Annotated in this window: 12 protein-coding genes; 6 read left to right on the top strand and 6 right to left on the bottom strand. The window is 67.5% G+C overall.

Translation table 11 applies throughout. The features are described from left to right. The first annotated feature begins 60 nt into the window (after positions 1–60). Together DB31_RS16525 and agmC are read left to right on the top strand one after the other, a co-directional pair. Complete coding sequence (locus tag DB31_RS16525; protein WP_044188597.1) at positions 61–597, top strand: heme NO-binding domain-containing protein; 537 nt, start codon at positions 61–63, stop codon at positions 595–597. A 44-nt stretch (positions 598–641) separates the two neighbouring features. After that, on the top strand, positions 642–2,381 hold the full coding sequence (gene agmC / locus DB31_RS48840; RefSeq protein ID WP_052420013.1) for an adventurous gliding motility protein AgmC: 1,740 nt from the start codon (positions 642–644) through the stop codon (positions 2,379–2,381). A gap of 79 nt (positions 2,382–2,460) precedes the next feature. Here agmC and DB31_RS48835 read toward each other — a convergent pair whose 3' ends face one another. Together DB31_RS48835 and DB31_RS16510 are read right to left on the bottom strand one after the other, a co-directional pair. Then, positions 2,461–5,775 carry a tetratricopeptide repeat protein gene (locus DB31_RS48835; protein ID WP_157232014.1) on the bottom strand — a complete coding sequence of 1,105 codons (3,315 nt, stop codon included), beginning with the start codon at positions 5,773–5,775 and terminating at the stop codon, positions 2,461–2,463. Positions 5,776–5,792: 17 nt separating this feature from the next. After that, positions 5,793–7,118, bottom strand: a complete 1,326-nt coding sequence (locus DB31_RS16510; protein ID WP_044188594.1) for a hypothetical protein — start codon at positions 7,116–7,118, stop codon at positions 5,793–5,795. A 183-nt stretch (positions 7,119–7,301) separates the two neighbouring features. Here DB31_RS16510 and DB31_RS16505 point away from each other — a divergent pair, with 183 nt between their 5' ends. Beyond that, complete coding sequence (locus DB31_RS16505) at positions 7,302–8,522, top strand: metallophosphoesterase (RefSeq protein ID WP_044188592.1); 1,221 nt, start codon at positions 7,302–7,304, stop codon at positions 8,520–8,522. A 92-nt stretch (positions 8,523–8,614) separates the two neighbouring features. Continuing rightward, positions 8,615–9,190, top strand: coding sequence for a hypothetical protein (locus DB31_RS16500; protein ID WP_044188590.1), 576 nt, complete (start codon positions 8,615–8,617; stop codon positions 9,188–9,190). Between the two features lie 106 nt (positions 9,191–9,296). On the opposite strand, the gene DB31_RS16495 is transcribed toward DB31_RS16500, so the two are convergent. The 3 genes from DB31_RS16495 to DB31_RS16485 all read right to left on the bottom strand — a co-directional run bounded on the left by DB31_RS16495 (position 9,297) and on the right by DB31_RS16485 (position 11,343). Then, complete coding sequence (locus DB31_RS16495) at positions 9,297–9,995, bottom strand: LysM peptidoglycan-binding domain-containing protein (RefSeq protein ID WP_044188588.1); 699 nt, start codon at positions 9,993–9,995, stop codon at positions 9,297–9,299. A gap of 160 nt (positions 9,996–10,155) precedes the next feature. Continuing rightward, positions 10,156–10,947, bottom strand: coding sequence for a hypothetical protein (locus tag DB31_RS16490; protein WP_052420010.1), 792 nt, complete (start codon positions 10,945–10,947; stop codon positions 10,156–10,158). Positions 10,948–11,028: 81 nt separating this feature from the next. After that, on the bottom strand, positions 11,029–11,343 hold the full coding sequence (locus tag DB31_RS16485) for a hypothetical protein (RefSeq protein WP_052420009.1): 315 nt from the start codon (positions 11,341–11,343) through the stop codon (positions 11,029–11,031). Between the two features lie 181 nt (positions 11,344–11,524). Here DB31_RS16485 and DB31_RS16480 point away from each other — a divergent pair, with 181 nt between their 5' ends. Both DB31_RS16480 and DB31_RS51250 read left to right on the top strand, forming a co-directional pair. Then, the gene (locus DB31_RS16480; protein ID WP_044188587.1) at positions 11,525–12,622 is read left to right on the top strand and encodes a putative NPN-dependent ornithine cyclodeaminase; all 1,098 of its coding nucleotides are present in this window, start codon (positions 11,525–11,527) and stop codon (positions 12,620–12,622) included. 154 nt (positions 12,623–12,776) lie between these two features. Next, the gene (locus DB31_RS51250) at positions 12,777–15,614 is read left to right on the top strand and encodes a type IV pilus twitching motility protein PilT (RefSeq protein WP_276203625.1); all 2,838 of its coding nucleotides are present in this window, start codon (positions 12,777–12,779) and stop codon (positions 15,612–15,614) included. 36 nt (positions 15,615–15,650) lie between these two features. On the opposite strand, the gene DB31_RS16465 is transcribed toward DB31_RS51250, so the two are convergent. After that, positions 15,651–16,580, bottom strand: coding sequence for a hypothetical protein (locus tag DB31_RS16465; protein WP_240486731.1), 930 nt, complete (start codon positions 16,578–16,580; stop codon positions 15,651–15,653). Positions 16,581–16,681: the final 101 nt, after the last annotated feature.

The raw sequence follows: 16,681 nt of genomic DNA, 5'->3' as shown, positions 1-16,681 counted from the left end.
GGGCAGGCGTGAGCGGGTAGGGCGCGCCTCGAACCCTGCGGGGTCGAACAAGGCAGGCATATGCACGGCATCATCTTCAACCAGCTCCGCACCTATGCGCAGGAGCGCATGGGCGAGCAGGGCTGGGAGACGCTCGTCAAAGAGGCGAAGCTCCCCTCGCGGATCTACTTGGCCTTCCAGAGCTACCCGGATGAAGAGGTGGGAGCGCTCGTCCACGCGGCCTCGCGGGTGATGGGGCGCTCCGTGAGGTTCCTACTCGAGGACTTCGGTGAGTTCATCGTCCCCGGGCTCATGAAGATCTACCGGGGAGTCATCCAGCCCGGGTGGGGCATCCTCGAAGTGGTCGAGAACGTCGAGCGCATCCACGAGAAGGTACGCAAGGATCCGCACGCCCAGCCGTCCCGATTGGATTGCCACCGCGTGGATGCCTCCACAGTGCGTGTCGTGTACGCCTCGCCCCGGAAGATGTGCGGGATGGGCATCGGCCTCGTGCGAGGGCTGGCTCTTGCGCTGGGGCAACGCGCGGACGTGAAGGAGAAGCAGTGTATGCACGACGGGGCCCCCTACTGCGAGTTCATCGTGCGGCGCGTCGGCTGAGCAGAGACTCGACCGGTCTCGGTGCGCTGAGGCACCATCGCCTCATGCGAATCCCCCTTTTCTTGGCTGGATGGCTCCTTGCGGGTGGTGCGCTGGCCGAGCCGGACACCTTCGGGCTCGGTACCGGCCGGGATGGCGTGTTGCAGGTGTTGAGCCCGAACAGGGTCATCAACCACGTGGGAGCGCTCACCGCGAACGCGGCGGCTGGAACGAAGGAGCTGACGATCTCCAACGCGGGAGCCTTCAAGGCGGGCGAGCTGGTGCTCGTGCATCAGTCCACGGGCCTGCTGCCCGCACCGGCCTCGGGAGATGCAGCGGCCATCCCGCTCGAAGCCAGTCCGGTGGGACGGTTCGAATACGCACGGGTGGAGGCGGCGACAGAGGCCTCGCTGCGGCTGACCGCGCCGCTGCAGAGGAGCTATGCGGCCAGCGCGGCCCAAGTGGTGAACGTGCCCGAGTACACGGATGTTTTGGTGGTCGAGGACGGCTCGCTGAAGGCAGTGCCCTGGAATGGGAGCGCGGGTGGCATCCTGGCGCTGATGGCCACGGGCACGCTGACCAATGGAGGGCTCATCGGCGCCGATGGCGCGGGCTTCCGTGGCGGCGCGTTCATCAACCACCTGGCAGGCGAAGGTTGCACGGCGCTCGATGAGGCTCCGGGGGTGGGCAGCTCCTATAAAGGAGAGGGGCTGGTGGCTGGGCGCTTCGGTATCGCGGGGGGACGGGGGAACCTGGCCAACGCGGGCGGGGCGGGCAACTGCCACAGCTCGGGCGGAGGAGGCGGAGGCCACTCGGGGGCGGGAGGCCAGGGAGGGTACTCTCTCGGACGGCTGCCGCAGCCGGATGACGTGGGAGGGCTGGGAGGTGCTCCCCTGGTCTATCTGCCCTACGAGCGCCTCGTCTTTGGAGGCGGAGGCGGGGGCGGAAGCGGCCATGTGGATGTAGGCACTCCAGGGGCGGCGGGCGGTGGGGTGGTTCTCATCCGTGCGAGAGATGTGGTGGGGACAGGCCGGTTCAGCGCCATGGGCGCCTCCGCGGACTATGTAGCCTCCGCGGGCGATGACGGTGCGGGAGGTGGAGGTGCGGGCGGTGCCATCTCCCTGCGCGCCGAGCGGACGCTGACGTGTGGTCTCGTGCAGGCCTCGGGCGGAGCGGGCGGAGACACCCGCAACGTGACGAATGAATCGGGGCCTGGCGGAGGCGGTGGCGGTGGCGTCGTCCTGCTGCAGGGCGAGTTCATCGCGTGCAAGGTCTCGGTGGTCGCGGGCTATCCCGGCCAGTCGACGGCGGCCGGTGGCCCCTTTGGGGCGGGCCCGAGCACGATCGATTCCGGTGCCGCCTACGGTTCCGAGACCACGTACTCACAGCCTTTCCGAGTGCCCTCGGCGCCCGTGCTGACCCAGCCCGCGAATGGTGCCACGGGCGTGGCGCGGAAGCCTCGCATCGAAGGCACTGCGCAACCGGGAGTCTCCGTTCATCTGTTCCTGGAGGGGACGGAGTATGCGCAGGTGACAGCGGACAGCACGGGGGCCTTTGTGTACGACGTGCCCGCGGATCTCGCCGAAGGTGCACATGAACTGTGGGCCTCGGCGGAGGAACTGGGGTCCTACAGCCTACAGTCCACGCCCAACCGCTTCGATGTGACAGCGTCCTCAACCGGCGGAGTGACGTCACCTTCGGTGTTCGAGGTGGGCTGCGGGTGCGGAGCTTCGCCCGGGGCAGGAGTAGGCGCCTTGACGCTGGTGCTGGTCCTGGGCGCTGCGCGCCGCCGCCGCCAAGAGTAGGGCGGGTTAAGGCGATTTGAGGAGACCCTAGCGATTTACCCCACATTTTTGCTCAAGCGAGTGGCAGGGCGAGCGAGAATTACTGCTCGGAAGACGCCCTGAGCGAGGAGGCCTCGCGGAGAGCAGCCTGACTGGCCTCCCCCTCTCCCATCGATTGCCGCGTGTCACTTAGCTGGGTGAGGACGTAGATAAGCAGGTGGCGCATATCCGGAGTGTCGCCCATGATGGACCGCAGCTGACGGCAGAGGGCGAGGGATTCCTCGAAGGCCGCAGTCGCAGCGCTCAGGTCGCCGAGGTCAAGGCGCACGTCGCCCACCTTGTTAAGAGAGACAGAGAGGTCGCGCAGAGCGGTGGGAGAATTGCCGCAGGAAGAGCGCAGCTGACGGCAGAGGGCGAGGGATTCCTCGTAAGCGGCGGCCGCAGCGTTCAGGTCGCTAAGGTCGCGGCGCACGTCTCCCACTCTATTGAAAGAGATGGAGAGATCGCGCAGAGCGGTGAGGGAATCGCTGAGGGAGGAGCGCAGGTGGCGACTGAGGGCGAGGGATTCTTCGTAGGCGGCGGCCGCAACATTCAGGTCGCCGAGGTCGCGGCGAGCGTCTCCCATCTTGGTAAGAGAGACGGAGAGGTCGCGCAGGACAGCGAGGGAATCGCCGAGGGAGGAGCGCAGTTGACGGCAGAGGGCGAGGGCTTCTTCGTAAGCGGCGGCCGCAGCATTCAGGTCGCCGAGGTCGCGGCGCACGTCTCCCATCTTGGTGAGAGAAACGGAGAGGTCGCGCAAGGCAGTGGGGGAATCGCCGAGGGAGGAGCGCAACTGGCGTCTGAGGGCGAGGGATTCTTCGTGGGCGGCGGCCGCAGCGTTCAAGTCGCTAAGGTCGCGGCGCACATCGCCCACTTTATTGAGAGAGACAGAGAGGTCGCGCAAGGCAGTGGGGGAATCGCCAAGGGAGGAACGCAACTGGCGGCAGAGGGCGAGGGATTCTTCGTAGGCAGCAGCCGCAGCGTTCAGGTCGCCGAGGTCGCGGCGCACGTCTCCCATCTTGGTGAGAGAGACGGAGAGGTTGCGTAAGGCAGTGGGGGAATCGCCGAGGGAGGAGCGCAGTTGGCGGCAGAGGGCGAGGGATTCTTCGTAAGCGGCGGCCGCAGCATTCAGGTCGCCGAGGTCGCGGCGCACGTCTCCCATCTTGGTGAGAGAAACGGAGAGGTCGCGCAGGGCAGCGGGGGAATCGCCGAGGGAGGAGCGCAGCTGGCGGCAGAGGGCGAGGGATTCTTCGTAAGCGGCGGCCGAAGCGTTCAGGTCGCTAAGGTCGCGGCGCACATCGCCCACTTTATTGAGAGAGACAGAGAGGTCGCGCAAAGCAGTGGGGGAATCGCCGAGGGAGGAGCGCAGCTGGCGTCTGAGGGCGAGGGATTCTTCGTAGGCAGCAGCCGCAGCGTTCAGGTCGCCGAGGTCGAGGCGCGCGTCGCCCACCTTTTCGAGAGAGACGGAGAGGTCGCGCAGGGCAGCGGGGGAATCGCCGAGGGAGGAGCGCAGCTGGCGGCAGAGGGCGAGGAATTCCTCGTAGGCCGCGGTCGCAGCATTCAGGTCGCCGAGGTCGCGGCGCACGTCTCCCACCCTGGTGAGAGAGACGGAGAGGTCGCGCAAGGCAGTGGGGGAATCGCCGAGGGAGGAGCGCAGCTGGCGGCAGAGGGCGAGGGATTCTTCGTAAGCGGCGGCCGCAGCGTTCAGGTCGCCGAGGTCGCGGCGCACGTCTCCCACTCCATTGAGAGAGATGGAGAGATCGCGCAGAGCAGTGGGGGAATCGCTGAGGGAGGAGCGCAGGTGGCGACTGAGGGCGAGGGATTCTTCGTAGGCGGCGGCCGCAACATTCAGGTCGCCGAGGTCGCGGCGAGCGTCTCCCATCTTGGTAAGAGAGACGGAGAGGTCGCGCAGGGCAGCGGGGGAATCGCCGAGGGAGGAGCGCAGTTGACGGCAGAGGGCGAGGGATTCTTCGTAAGCGGCGGCCGCAGCATTCAGGTCGCCGAGGTCGCGGCGCACGTCTCCCATCTTGGTGAGAGAAACGGAGAGGTCGCGCAGGGCAGTGGGGGAATCGCCGAGGGAGGAGCGCAACTGGCGTCTGAGGGCGAGGGATTCTTCGTAGGCGGCGGCCGAAGCGTTCAGGTCGCTAAGGTCGCGGCGCACATCGCCCACTTTATTGAGAGAGACAGAGAGGTCGCGCAAAGCAGTGGGGGAATCGCCGAGGGAGGAGCGCAGCTGGCGTCTGAGGGCGAGGGATTCTTCGTAGGCAGCAGCCGCAGCGTTCAGGTCGCCGAGGTCGAGGCGCACGTCTCCCATCCTTTCGAGAGAGACGGAGAGGTCGCGCAAGGCAGTGGGGGAATCGCCGAGGGAGGAGCGCAGCTGGCGGCTGAGGGCGAGGGCCTCGGTGTATGTGTCACTCGCGAGGCTGAGATCTCCTCGCTCACGCGAGATGCTCGCGACTTCGTCAAGCAACAGAAGTCGATGCCTGTTGCTCGCTGGCTTCAGGAACTTCGCAGCTCTGCTGAAATGATCTGCAGCGGCATCCAGGTCTCCATGGGCCTTTTCGGCTCGCGCGAGCGTTTCCAGCACAGCCACCTGTTGTTGTGTGGAAACACGGCCTTGATGGCGTCGCAAGAGGTTCATGGCTTGCCGCGCGTCTTGTAGGGCCTCTCCCGTCTCGCCTGCGGCGGTCAAAGCAGCAGCTCTCCGTACTAGGACATCGATCGCCTGGGGCGTCTCACGTGCATGTGGCTTGGCTAAAAGCCTCCCCGTCTCTGCCAGGATGTAAGCGAGGTCCTTCGTCGCCAGTGTCCACTCGGGCGGCGTTTGAGACTCCCAAAGTGAGTGCCTGGGCTCATGTGATTCATGAGCGAGCTGCTCTCCGGGCTGGAACTCGATGACCAGCGCCCTGATCGCCCATAGATCAGAGGCAGCTTCGCGAAACAGCGGCTTCATCCGTGGAGACGACACCAGGATGAGTCCGCCGCCGAGGTGCCGCCGAATGGCATCCCGGCGCTCGTTCATGCGTGATACCAACTCCAGCCAGGAGTCGTGCCATGGCTGAGCGGACCCATCCCCTGGATCCTCCTGCAATGCCTCGATCCAGCACGCGCCAGCCGATGCATGCTCGGGCTTGGAGAGTAGTGAAGCCAGCACTGTCGGCAACTCGTCTGAGCCTGCCGGGGCAAAGTAGCTGAGCGAGCGCGTTCGTCCCCGAAGTAACCGCTCCGTTCTCTGACGTAGTGCCGCCGTGGCCCTTGCGCTCGGGGCGAAGATGAAACCGAGCCAGAATCCCTCGGCCAGTTCCACCTGCCGCTTCAGCCGAGCCCACTCCAACTCGCCTGATGGACCCAGGTCGTCCTCGAACGGGGGGCTCATCTTGCCTCCGCTCCTCGCTACGGCTTGGCGGGAGCCGGTGTCAGGGCTTTCGCCTGATTCAGCACCACATCGCGCACCAGAGGATGCACGTCATACCACTCGTCACCGTTCCGGTAGCAGAGCGCCAGATGGGTATCGAGGTAACGCGCCAGATCGTGCAGGTCCTTGTTGTCAGGCAAAGCGACGCTGTGGGTGGCGGCAATCTTCGACAGCCAGATCGCGTCCTTGTCCGCAATAGGGAGGAACTCGGAGCGGACTTGGGAAATCGCAGCCTGGAGGGTGGCATCCGGTACAGGTAGCTTGTCCGCACGGCGGATGATCTCGGCGAAGAGACGGAGAAAGTCACGCAGGTGCCCACCCGAGAGCTTGCTGATCTCATCGAGCGTCTGGCGGTTGTCGCCCAGCAGCTTGCGCCAGTCGCCCCGGCGGGAGATGAGCTTTTCCATGAGGTCGAGACCCGGCTGGAAGACCTCGGAGCCCTCCTTGTTGCGGATCTTGAGGGTGGGAAGCACGAAGACACCACCCGGCGCGTAGAGGGTCCCGAGGTTCTGGTACAGGACCTTGAGGTAGGGCGGGATGGTGTAGACGACATGCAGGTCGGCGAACTGGAGCTTGTCGCTGTGACTTGTGAAAAGGTTGATCACCGAGTCCTGCACGCCCACGGCGTTGGTGGAGGTTCCTCGGATGTGCTCCATCGAGTCGACGAGGAGGACGACCTCGGTGTCTTGGCCGAACTTCTTCTTGATGCGCTGGATGCAGGAGGAGAAAAAAGTGCGGATGCTCTCAACGAGCGCGCCCAGGTGCCCTGCCATGCGCTCCTGAAGCTTCTGACGGAATGAAGGATCGCTCTTGAGCGAGGCCTTGAGCAGTCCGCCCGCGCCTACCTCGGGAATGCGGATCTCCGTGTCCTTGAGGAAGACGACCAGCCGGTCCCAGTAGTTCTCCTCGGCAGGATCGCCGCTCAGGTAGCCTTGTGCACGCAGGCCTTCCCCAAAGGCTCCAGCCAGGGCCATGAGGAAGTCGCTCACGTCCACATTCTGCGAGAGGTTGAGGTAGTCCTCAATGTCGCAGAGGACGACCTTGTAACCCTGCTGGAGCAACCGCTGGCGGAGTCGGCGCAGTTCCGTGCTCTTGCCCGAGCCGCGGAAGCCAGAGAAGAGCTGGACACTGCTTCCGAGCGCGAACTCGATGGGCCGAGCCAACATCTCCACTGGATCGTGTGGTGCCAGCGCGGGCGAGTCGTAGAGCCGCACGTAGGTAGACGGCTCTCCATCATCGAACTCGATGGGCCGATCGGTGACAGCTCGAAAGAAGCTGCGCAGGAATGGGACGTCCAGGCTCATACGAGTGTGCTCCTAGCAAACACCCGAGCCTACCGCGAGAATCCAGAGGAGAAACGAAGGGTAAGAGAGCAAGCCTGAACCCAAAGCAGGCTGCCGGATGTCGGGCGGCGCCTGTGCTCGCCCGTTATGCTGGGGGCTCCGAGTCCAGCGGCAGAGCCGGTGCCGCGGGGGAGCGAACGAACGATGTCGCAGGCCTCCCAGCGCATGGAGCACGAGCCGCAGCAGGACGGAGTCCCGCTGAGCCAGATTCCCATCGGGCTCGTCATCCGCGGCCTCGTAGCGATGCTCTTCGCCGTGAGCCTCGTGGGCGCCCTCCACGGCTACATCGGGCTCCGGCTGCTGTCGGAGCCGAACCTCGGACAGCCGTGGACGGCGATTGGCTGGACCGCCCTGTGGCTGCTCTTCTTCTCCATCCCGCTGGGGTTCATCGCGTCCCGCCGCCGGCCCACCCTGCTCAATCAGGTGCTGTACTGGACCTCCATGCTGTGGCTGGGCACCTTCGGCCTGCTTCTCCCCTCCGTGCTCGTGGCGGACCTCGTCGTCGGCCTCTGGAACCTGCTCGGCTCCGCGCCCGAGGCCCTGGCGCTCGCCCGGGGCAAGGCCGTGGCCATCCTTGCCGTGGTGCTGCCAGCGCTCGCCTTCGCCTTCCTCACTGCGCGCGGCCGGGCTCGCATCGAGCGGCTGAAGATCCCCGTGAAGAAGCTCGGCAGTGGGCTGCACGGCGTCCGCGTGGTGCAGATCTCCGACATCCACATCGGCCCCACCCTCGACCGGCACTTCCTGCGGCGCGTCGTGGAGCAGGTGAACGCCTTGCAGCCGGACATCATCGCGGTGACGGGAGACCTGGTGGACGGCAGCGTCCGCACGCTGCGCGAGGAGGTGAAGCCCCTCTCGGAGCTGCGCGCTCCGCTCGGCGTCTACTACGTCACCGGCAACCACGAGTACTACCACGGAGGCGCCGCCTGGGCCGCCGAGGTCTCCGGGCTGGGCCTCACCGTGCTGCACAACGAGCACCGTGTGGTGGAGCGCTCGGAGGCCCGGCTCGTCGTCGCAGGCGTGACGGACCATGAGGGAGGGCGGATGGATCCGGCCCACGCGTGCCGTCCGGACTTGGCGCTGGCGGGCGCTCCCGAGGGCGTGCCGCGCGTGCTCCTGGCCCACCAGCCGCGCACGGCCTTCCTGGCCAAGAACCTGGGAGTGGATCTGCAGCTCTCCGGACACACCCACGGCGGGCAGCTGTTCCCCTTCATGTTCTTCGTGAAGCTCCAGCAGCCCGTGATCCGGGGACTCGCGCACATCGCTGGCGTTCGCGTGTACACGAGCCGGGGCACCGGCTACTGGGGGCCTCCGCTGCGCCTGGGCCCTGCGCCAGAGATCACCGAGCTGACACTCGTGGCCGAGTAGGCGTTACCGCACGAAGGCCTCGTCCCGCGGGGCATGTACGCAAGCGCTTCGCGCGATTGATTCACGCAAGAGCCGAGGCGTACCCTGCTCGCGTGTCCAGACTGCCCCTCTCCAGTGCTGGTCTCCAAGCCGCCGTCCGTCACGCCCTGAGCACGGAGCGCCCCACGCTCCGCCGCCGGCCGCTCGTGCAGGACAGTGTGGCTCTGCCCGCGCCGTGGCTCCAGGGCACACCCTCGCCGCACGCCACGCCTCTCGAACGGCCCGTGTCGGACCTGCTGCCCGTGGTCCTCATCGTCGCGGAGGCCGCCGCAGTGCGTAACGCCGTGGCCCGCGAGCTGGCTCGGGATTTCGAGCTGCTCAACGCCACCACTTTCGCCTCCGCCGTGCGTCAGCTCTCGGCGCGCCCTGCGATCGCGGCCATCATCGTGGATCTGGACTTGAGCGATGCGCTCGGCGCCCCGTGGTTCCTGGCCCGGCTGGTGGACCACGCCTACGAGGGCCCCCGCATCCTGCTCTCGAGTGTGCTGGAGCGGGCGCAGGCCTCCTCCCTGCGGCGAGGCTCCGTGAGCCACTTCACCCTGGCCCGCCCGTGGAGTATCGGCGAACTGCGCTCGGTGCTCGACACGACGCTGGGCTTCTACGGGCTGTCCTGGGCCCCGCCCCAGTAGCCCTACCCCGCAAATGACACGGGGCGCCCGCTGGGATGAGACGGGTGCCCCGTGATGGACGGCTGAAGTGGGGGATGAAGGCTCCAACCGGATATTTCAGACTGTCTCAGCCACGATACTGGTGGATCGACATGATGGGGTAGTTCATCGACGAGATGGTGATCTTCTGGGAGCCGTCCGGGTTCACGTTGTTCGAACCGATGAACTGGGGCTTGCCATCCTTCATGCCCGCGAACATCACCACATGCTGCCCGCCCGGCGTCTTCATGCTCACCACGTCGCCCGGCTTGGCCTCGGCCAGCGAGACGCGCTTGAAGTTCGGGTCCTTGTCCAGGTTGCCCTGCAGGCCGTACACCGAGTTGTTGTGCTGGCTGTCCTTGATCTGGCCGGCCTGCTCCAGGCACGCGGAGACGAAGTTGGCGCAGTTCACGTCGTTCGGGACCCAGTCCTCCATGTCCGCGCCCACGCCGCTCTTCTCCATCTTCAGCGAGCCGGCGTTCTTGCCCAGGTTCGCCTGGGCGATGTCGAACGGGCTGCCACCGGGGCCGCGCGTGCCCTCCGACGGAGCCGAGGGGCCCGTGGCGCCACCCGCCTGCGAGGGAGCGGAAGGACGGCCCGCGGAGCCCGGACGGCCGCTGCTGGGGATGAACTCGTCACGCGACCCGGGGATGTTCAGCGAGCGCCCGGAGTAAATCTTGTTGGCGTCCTGGATCTGCGGATTGGCCTTCATCAGCGCGCTGACGGAGGTGCCGTAGTTGCGAGCAATCCGAGAGAGGGTGTCGCCAGACTGAATGCGGTAGTTCATGGGGCGGGCTCCGAGAGCGGCTGGAAGATTTGCCAGGATTCTCGAAACCTGAGTCCCACAAGTTGCGTATCCAGATTATTTTTCCCCACATTTCCCGAGAATTGAGGTGCGGGTGTGGAAGTGCCCGGAAAGACGGGGGTGGGATGGAGTCCCGGGAGCGTCAGCGCTCGTCCGGCGAGTCCATGAACCGGGCACCGCAGTAGATGAGGGCCGCCAGGATGAGGGGAATCAGGGCGAACGCCAGGCTGCCCAGGGACAGGAGGCCGACGGCGGCCCAGAGGCAGGAGACGATCTTCAGCCAGACGGTGCCCACCTTCTTGAGGCCGCTGGAGCCCGTTCGCTGCCCCCCCATGGCCAGGAGGGCGGGGAGCAGCGTGGTGGCGAAGATGATGGCGAGGGCGGCCCCCGCCGTGAATGTGGGGAGCCCTTCCGCCAGGAGCGCGTAGCCCACATAGGCGGCCTGCGCCACGGCGGCCAGGATGACGAGCCCGAACCCGGACCCGCTCGTGCCGGCGGAGAGGCTGTCCAGGGCTCCCTTCTCGCGGGAGAAGGCCTCCAGCGCTTCGGGAGGGACTTCCAGGGCATAGGGATAGCCGAGCGCGATCAATGCCTGGATCGCGGCCCCGCGCACCGTGCCGCCGTCCGAGCCCGTATAGGTGGCGATCACCTCGTCTCCGATGACTGACAGGAGCAGGTCGGCGCGCTCACGCGGGGAGTGCTCGGGGGGCAGCGGCTGGGAGAGGCCCGCGAGCAGCGCGTCGACCTCGGCGCGGCCAGCGCCTGGAGCGCGAACCTCCTCCACCAGCGTGGCCAGTGGTGGCAGGTCCTCCGGGACGGAGACCCTCGGGCGCTCGGCACGGGAGACGGCGGCCTCCTCTCCCTCGACAGAGGGGAGGGAGACAGCCTCGCTCTCGTCGGAGGAGGCCGGAGGGGCCTGGCGGGTGCGTTCCACGATCAGGACCCATTGTAGCGTCCGGTCCCGGCCGTTGCTCGCTCCCCCGCCAGGGAGTGTCGGAGAGTCGGCGAGGCAGGCTCAGCGCGACTGGCCGTCGTGCTTCTGGACGTAGATGCGGCGGTTGAGCCGGTCCTGGTGGCGCTCGATCTTCGCGCGCTCGGCGGCGTCGATGTGGCCGTCATCGGCGCGGGCCTGGTGGACCTCGCGCTTCACGGCCAGGTGCTGCACCTCGAGCCGCGCGGCCTCTCGCTTCGTCAGCTCGCCACTGTTCACGCCCTGGACGATGCGCGCCTGCTGCTTCACCTGCCGCCGGTCCGCGCGAGCCGCCTCGGCCGGAGCCGCCATCATCACGCCCACCACCACCGCCACTGCCAGAGAGAAGGTCTTCATCATGGTTGTCATCCTTGGGTTCTTGCCGGCGGTGCCGGCAGCGTCTCTGGCCTCATGAACCCAAGCGGCGGGCGGAAGTTGCGGGGCCATTTTCCCGGGAGTTTCCAGGCGGAGTTTCTCCTGGAAGTCCCGGGGGTTGGCCAGTGTGCTTGAACCGGGTGGGGCGTCCGTCCATGGTGGCGGGGTGAGCACGACGATTCCGCACCCTGACTTCAGCGCCGAGCGCTTCGCGCGAGCCCCGGACGCGCGCTTCGAGCCCGCGCCGGCCGATGGTGTCCTGCCCGAGGGCTTCTTCTCCACGACGAACCTGCCCACCTACGTGCGAGTGGGAGGGCGCTGGCGCATGCCGCGCGAGCCTCGGATGGACTGCGCGCTGGTGCTGGACGCGAACGGGGAGCTGTGGACGCGGGAGGGGCGGCGGGTGCGCCAGGGCGAGCGGGTGGCGATGGGGCAGGCGGAGGACGGGAGCCAGGGCGTCTACGTGCACGCCTCGTGGCTGGCGGGGGGCGCGGAGGGCGAGTTCAAGTTCATGACGAGCGAGGTGTCGCGCGAGAAGCCCATCGACTACGCGCGCATGGCCCGGCTGCTGGTGGAGGAGCGCGAGCGCGGGGGCTATCCGGTGTGGGTGACGGGGCCGGCGCTGGTGCACTCGCGGGCGCGGGCGGACATGACGTGGTTCGTCGCCAACGGGTTCGTGAAGGCGCTGCTGGCGGGCAATGCGGTGGCGGTGCATGACATCGAAGCGTCCATCTTCGGCACCACGCTGGGCATGAGCGGGGCGGGCGAGGCGACCTCGGGCGGCCACGGCCTGCACATGCGCGCCATCAACCAGGTGCGCGGGGCGGGCTCCATCGCGAAGGCGGTGGAGCGAGGGCTCATCCAGGACGGCATCATGCACGCGTGCGTGGTGCACGGGGTGCCGTTCGTGCTGACGGGCTCGATTCGCGATGACGGGCCGCTGCCGGACGTGGTGACGGACAACCTGGCGGCGCAGGACGCGATGCGGCGCCACACGGTGAAGGCGACGATGGCGGTGATGATCGCCACGGCGCTGCACGCGATTGCCACGGGGAACATGCTGCCCTCGTTCTGCACCGAGACCGACGGCTCGCTGAGAGAACTGGCGACCATTTGCGTGGACTCGTCCGAATTCGTGGTGAGCAAGCTGAAGGACCGCGGGACGCACCAGGCCTTCGGCGTCGTCACCAACGCGCAGGACTTTCTGCACATCCTCCGGCTCTTCGTGGAGCGCGAGCTGGCCTCGCGCACTGCGTCGCGCTGAGCAGGGAGCGCTCGGACTTCAGACTGGGAGCAGGCAGGCATTCCGGGATTAACCGGTCTGTAATTTTGGCGTGTCCTCGTGGTGTGGGAGGGAGGACGCTACCTCGGCGTGGACTGGGAGGGGTTGTCGCTCTCGTGCTACATCGAGCGAAGCCATGGCCAGGCTCGACCCCATCATCGAAAAGCTCTTCAAGGACTCCGGTCAGGAACTGCAGATCGAGACCGGGGGCGGTGTGAACATGCGCACCCCCAACGGGCTCCTACCGGTGCTGAAGCAGAACCTCACCACTCCGCAGATACTCAGCGCGATTGGGGAACTGCTGCCCGCGGAGCGGCGTTCCGGCTTCCCGCCGGAGGGCACGCTCGCGTTCCCGTATGCCGCGCCGGCGGGCCAGGTGCAGGTGACGCTGGAGCACGTGCAGGGCCATGTGAAGGTGTCGATGGTGCCCTTCACGCAGCTTCCGGCGCCCGCGGAGGAGGAGAAGTTCGAGCTGGCCTCGCCGTACGAGATGCTCGAGCTGGCGGCCCGGGCTGTCGACCCAGGAACGATCGCGCAGGAGGCGCCGGCAACGCCCCCGCTCGAGCTAGAGCCCCCGGCGCCCGCGGTCGTCTACGCGCAGGTGCCGAACGCCGCGGCCGCATCTTCCGCTCCGGTGGCGGTGACGCCCGCGCCGATTCCTTCGAATGCCTTCGCGGAGACTCCTGCGGCTCCGGTGGTGGCGGCTGCTCCCGCGCGTGTCGCTCCCGCGCGGCCTCTCACGATGCCTCCGGTGCCGACGGCTGCCGCGCCTGCCGCTGTGCCAGCGGCTCCGGCCGCTCAGCGGGGACCGTCCACCCTCCCGCCCATTCCTCTTCCCGCTACGCCTATCGCGCATGCGGGGCCTGCGACTCACGCGCCGGTTCCTGCTCCGGCTGCGGCGGCTCCTGGTGCAGCGGGACCTGCGACTCACGCGCCGATTCCTGTTCCCGCCGCCGCTCCGGTGGCTCCCGCAGGACCTGCAGCGCATCCGTCGGTCCCTGTTCCCGCCACGGCCGCTCCGGTGGCTCCTGCTGGACCTGCGACGCATCCGCCGGTTCCGGTTCCTGCCACGGCCGCTCCGGTGGCTCCTGCTGGACCTGCGACTCACGCGCCGGTTCCGGTTCCTGCCACGGCCGCTCTGGTGGCTCCTGCTGGACCTGCGACGCATCCGCCGGTTCCGGTTCCTGCTGCTGTTGCTCCCGCGGGATCTGCGACGCATCCACCGGTTCCGGTTCCTGCTCCCGCTGTGGCTGCGGCGGCTCCAATCGCTGCCGTGCCCGAGACGCGCTCGCCAGTTCCTGTCACCGCTGTGGCCGCTCCGGTAGCGCATGCAGGGCCTGCGACGCACCCGCCGGTTCCTGTTCCTGCAGCGGCCGCTCCTGCTGCTTCGGCGGGGCCGACCACCCTCCCGCCGATTCCCCTTCCGGCCGCTCCGATCACTCCGGCGCCACCGGTCACCACCGCGCCGGTGCCTGCACCCACCGCCACTGTGGCTGCGCCCGCCGCACCGGCGGGGCCGACCACCCTCCCGCCGATTCCCCTTCCAGCCGCTCCTATCTCCGCGCCTGCTGCTTCAACGGCGCCGGCCGCTCCCGCAGCGCCTTCGACGCTTCCTCCGGTGCCTGTGGCCGCCGCACCGGCTGCGGCTCCCGTGGCTCCCGCTACACCGGTCGCTCCGGTGCCGCCCACTCCGGTCACTCCGCCTGTCCAGGTTGCCCCTGCGGCTCCTGTGACTCAGGCCCCGGTGCCCGTGGCTGCCGCAGCGGCTCCCGTGCTGACGCCCGCCGCGCCCGCCGTCTCCGTCGAGGAGGCCCAGGACCACCGGCGCGCGGCTGAGGCGCAGATGCTCGCGCTGATGAAGGAGATGCTGGAGCGTGAGGCCTCGGACCTGCACCTGACGAGCGAGACGCTGCCGCACATGCGCATCGACGGCGACATGGTGGCCATCGAGGACTACGGCGTCATCACCCACGAGAAGCTCCAGGCGATGCTCTTCAGCATCGCTCCGGACAAGAACCGGAGGCAGTGGGAGGAACTGCGCGACACGGACTTTGCCTACGAGACGTCGGCGGCGCGCTTCCGCGTGAACATCTTCGAGGATCGGAGGGGCATTGCCGCGGTGCTGCGGCAGATCCCCAACAAGATCCGCACGGCGGAGGAGATCGGCCTGCCGCGGCACGTGCTGGACCTGTGCTTCCTGACGAAGGGGCTGGTGCTGGTGACGGGGCCGACGGGGAGCGGCAAGTCCACGACGCTGGCGGCGCTGATCGACTACGTGAACCGCCACCGTGAGGACCACATCATCACGGTGGAGGACCCGATCGAGTTCGTCCACAAGAACAAGAGCTGCCTGGTGCACCAGCGCGAGGTGGGGGTGCACACGGCCTCGTTCAAGAACGCGCTGAGGGCGGCGCTGCGCGAGGATCCGGACGTGGTGCTGGTGGGCGAGATGCGGGACCTGGAGACGATCGCCACGGCCATCGAGACGGCGGAGACGGGGCACCTGGTGTTCGGGACGCTGCACACGAACACGGCGGCGTCCACGGTGGACCGCATCATCGACCAGTTCCCGGCGGATCGTCAGCCGCAGATCCGGATGATGCTCTCCGAGTCGCTCAAGGCCGTCGTTGCCCAGACGTTGTGCAAGCGCATCGGCGGCGGGCGGGTGGCGGCGCAGGAAGTGCTGCTGTGCACGGGCTCGGTGTCGAACCTGATCCGCGAGGGGAAGACGTTCCAGATTCCCTCGGTGATGCAGACGTCGCGCGGGCAGGGGATGGTGACGCTGAACGACTCGCTGCTCGACTTGGTGAAGAAGAAGGTCATCGAGCCGAACGAGGCGCTGAGCAAGTCGGTGGCGCGCTCCGAGATGCGGGCCATGCTGGAGCGAGCGGGCTTCAAGGTGGACGCACCGGGTGGGGCCACGGCTGCAGCGCCGGCCACGGCACCTGGGGAGACGCCTCCACCCACGAAGTGAGCGCCAGCACGGGAGGAGCTCACGGAGGCAGGTGCTTCAGTGCGCCTGCGGGTGAGCGCTGCGCTGTGCCGCGCGGAAGAACTGGGTGCAGGAGTAATCGAGTGGAGCATCCAGCCCGTTAAGGGCGTGGCGCGCGCGGAGGAAGGGCAGCCAGGCCTTGTCGCCGACGATGACGGCGGCTTCCTCCAACTTGCGGCGAGGGACCCACCGTCCGCCGAGCCAGTTCACCAAGTAGCGGCCGAGCCAGCCGCCCAGGGCGGGGACGAGAATCTCCCGCTGCTCATGGGTGATGTCCTTACCCCAGCGCGAGTTCCACAGGTGCCAGTCGAGGAGGGGAAGCGCCTCCTGGGAGACGTCCATCACTTCGGGGACCTTTTCGTGGAAAAGGGCCATGAGCTGCTCGGCATAGAGGCCGTCGTATTGCTCGATGGCAGCGGGGACGTTGTCCACGTCCGGCGCTGGGGCCTGGGAGGCGGGAATCCACTCGGAGACAGGAGGAGGGTGGTACTGGTTGAAGTGCTCGACGTGCTTGCGCATTCCACCGGCCACGCCTTCGAAATGGATCTTCTTGAGCAGGATGTCGGCCACATCTGGATCGAAGTGGATGGGGACGGGGGTGAACTCGAGGGAGCGCTGGCGGAGGGCAGCCAGGGTGGAGTCCAGCGAGAGCTCCGGGCGGAGGTGGACCAGGGCACGGGCCTGGGCGAGCCGGGCCTCTTCCGAGGCGAAGTCCACAGGGGTGGGGCGCGTGAGCATGAGGACGGCGCCGTGGGGAAGTTCCTCTATGTGAGCGCACGGCGTGGAGAGCACGCGCTCGCGGCCAAGCTCTTCCACCATCTGGGGACCATAGACGTTGAGCCAGAAGGCCTCTTGGACACGAGGTGCAGCGAGGGGGTTCTTCGCGCGAGGGTCGCTGCTCAGCCAGAAATCGGTGCGGCTGTGAGCCACGCCGTGAAACAGAGGCATGCAGGAAGCCAAAGCGCGTACGAGGGAGACGAAATGCTCAGCATGATGATTTGCGCGGCTGGGCTCGCAGACGAAGGAGAAAGGCTTCACCACCAGATGGA

The organism is Hyalangium minutum, from assembly GCF_000737315.1.
Lineage (GTDB): Bacteria > Myxococcota > Myxococcia > Myxococcales > Myxococcaceae > Hyalangium > Hyalangium minutum.
Note: the sequence above shows the minus strand (reverse complement) of the source record. Positions and strands in the feature narration are given on the sequence as shown.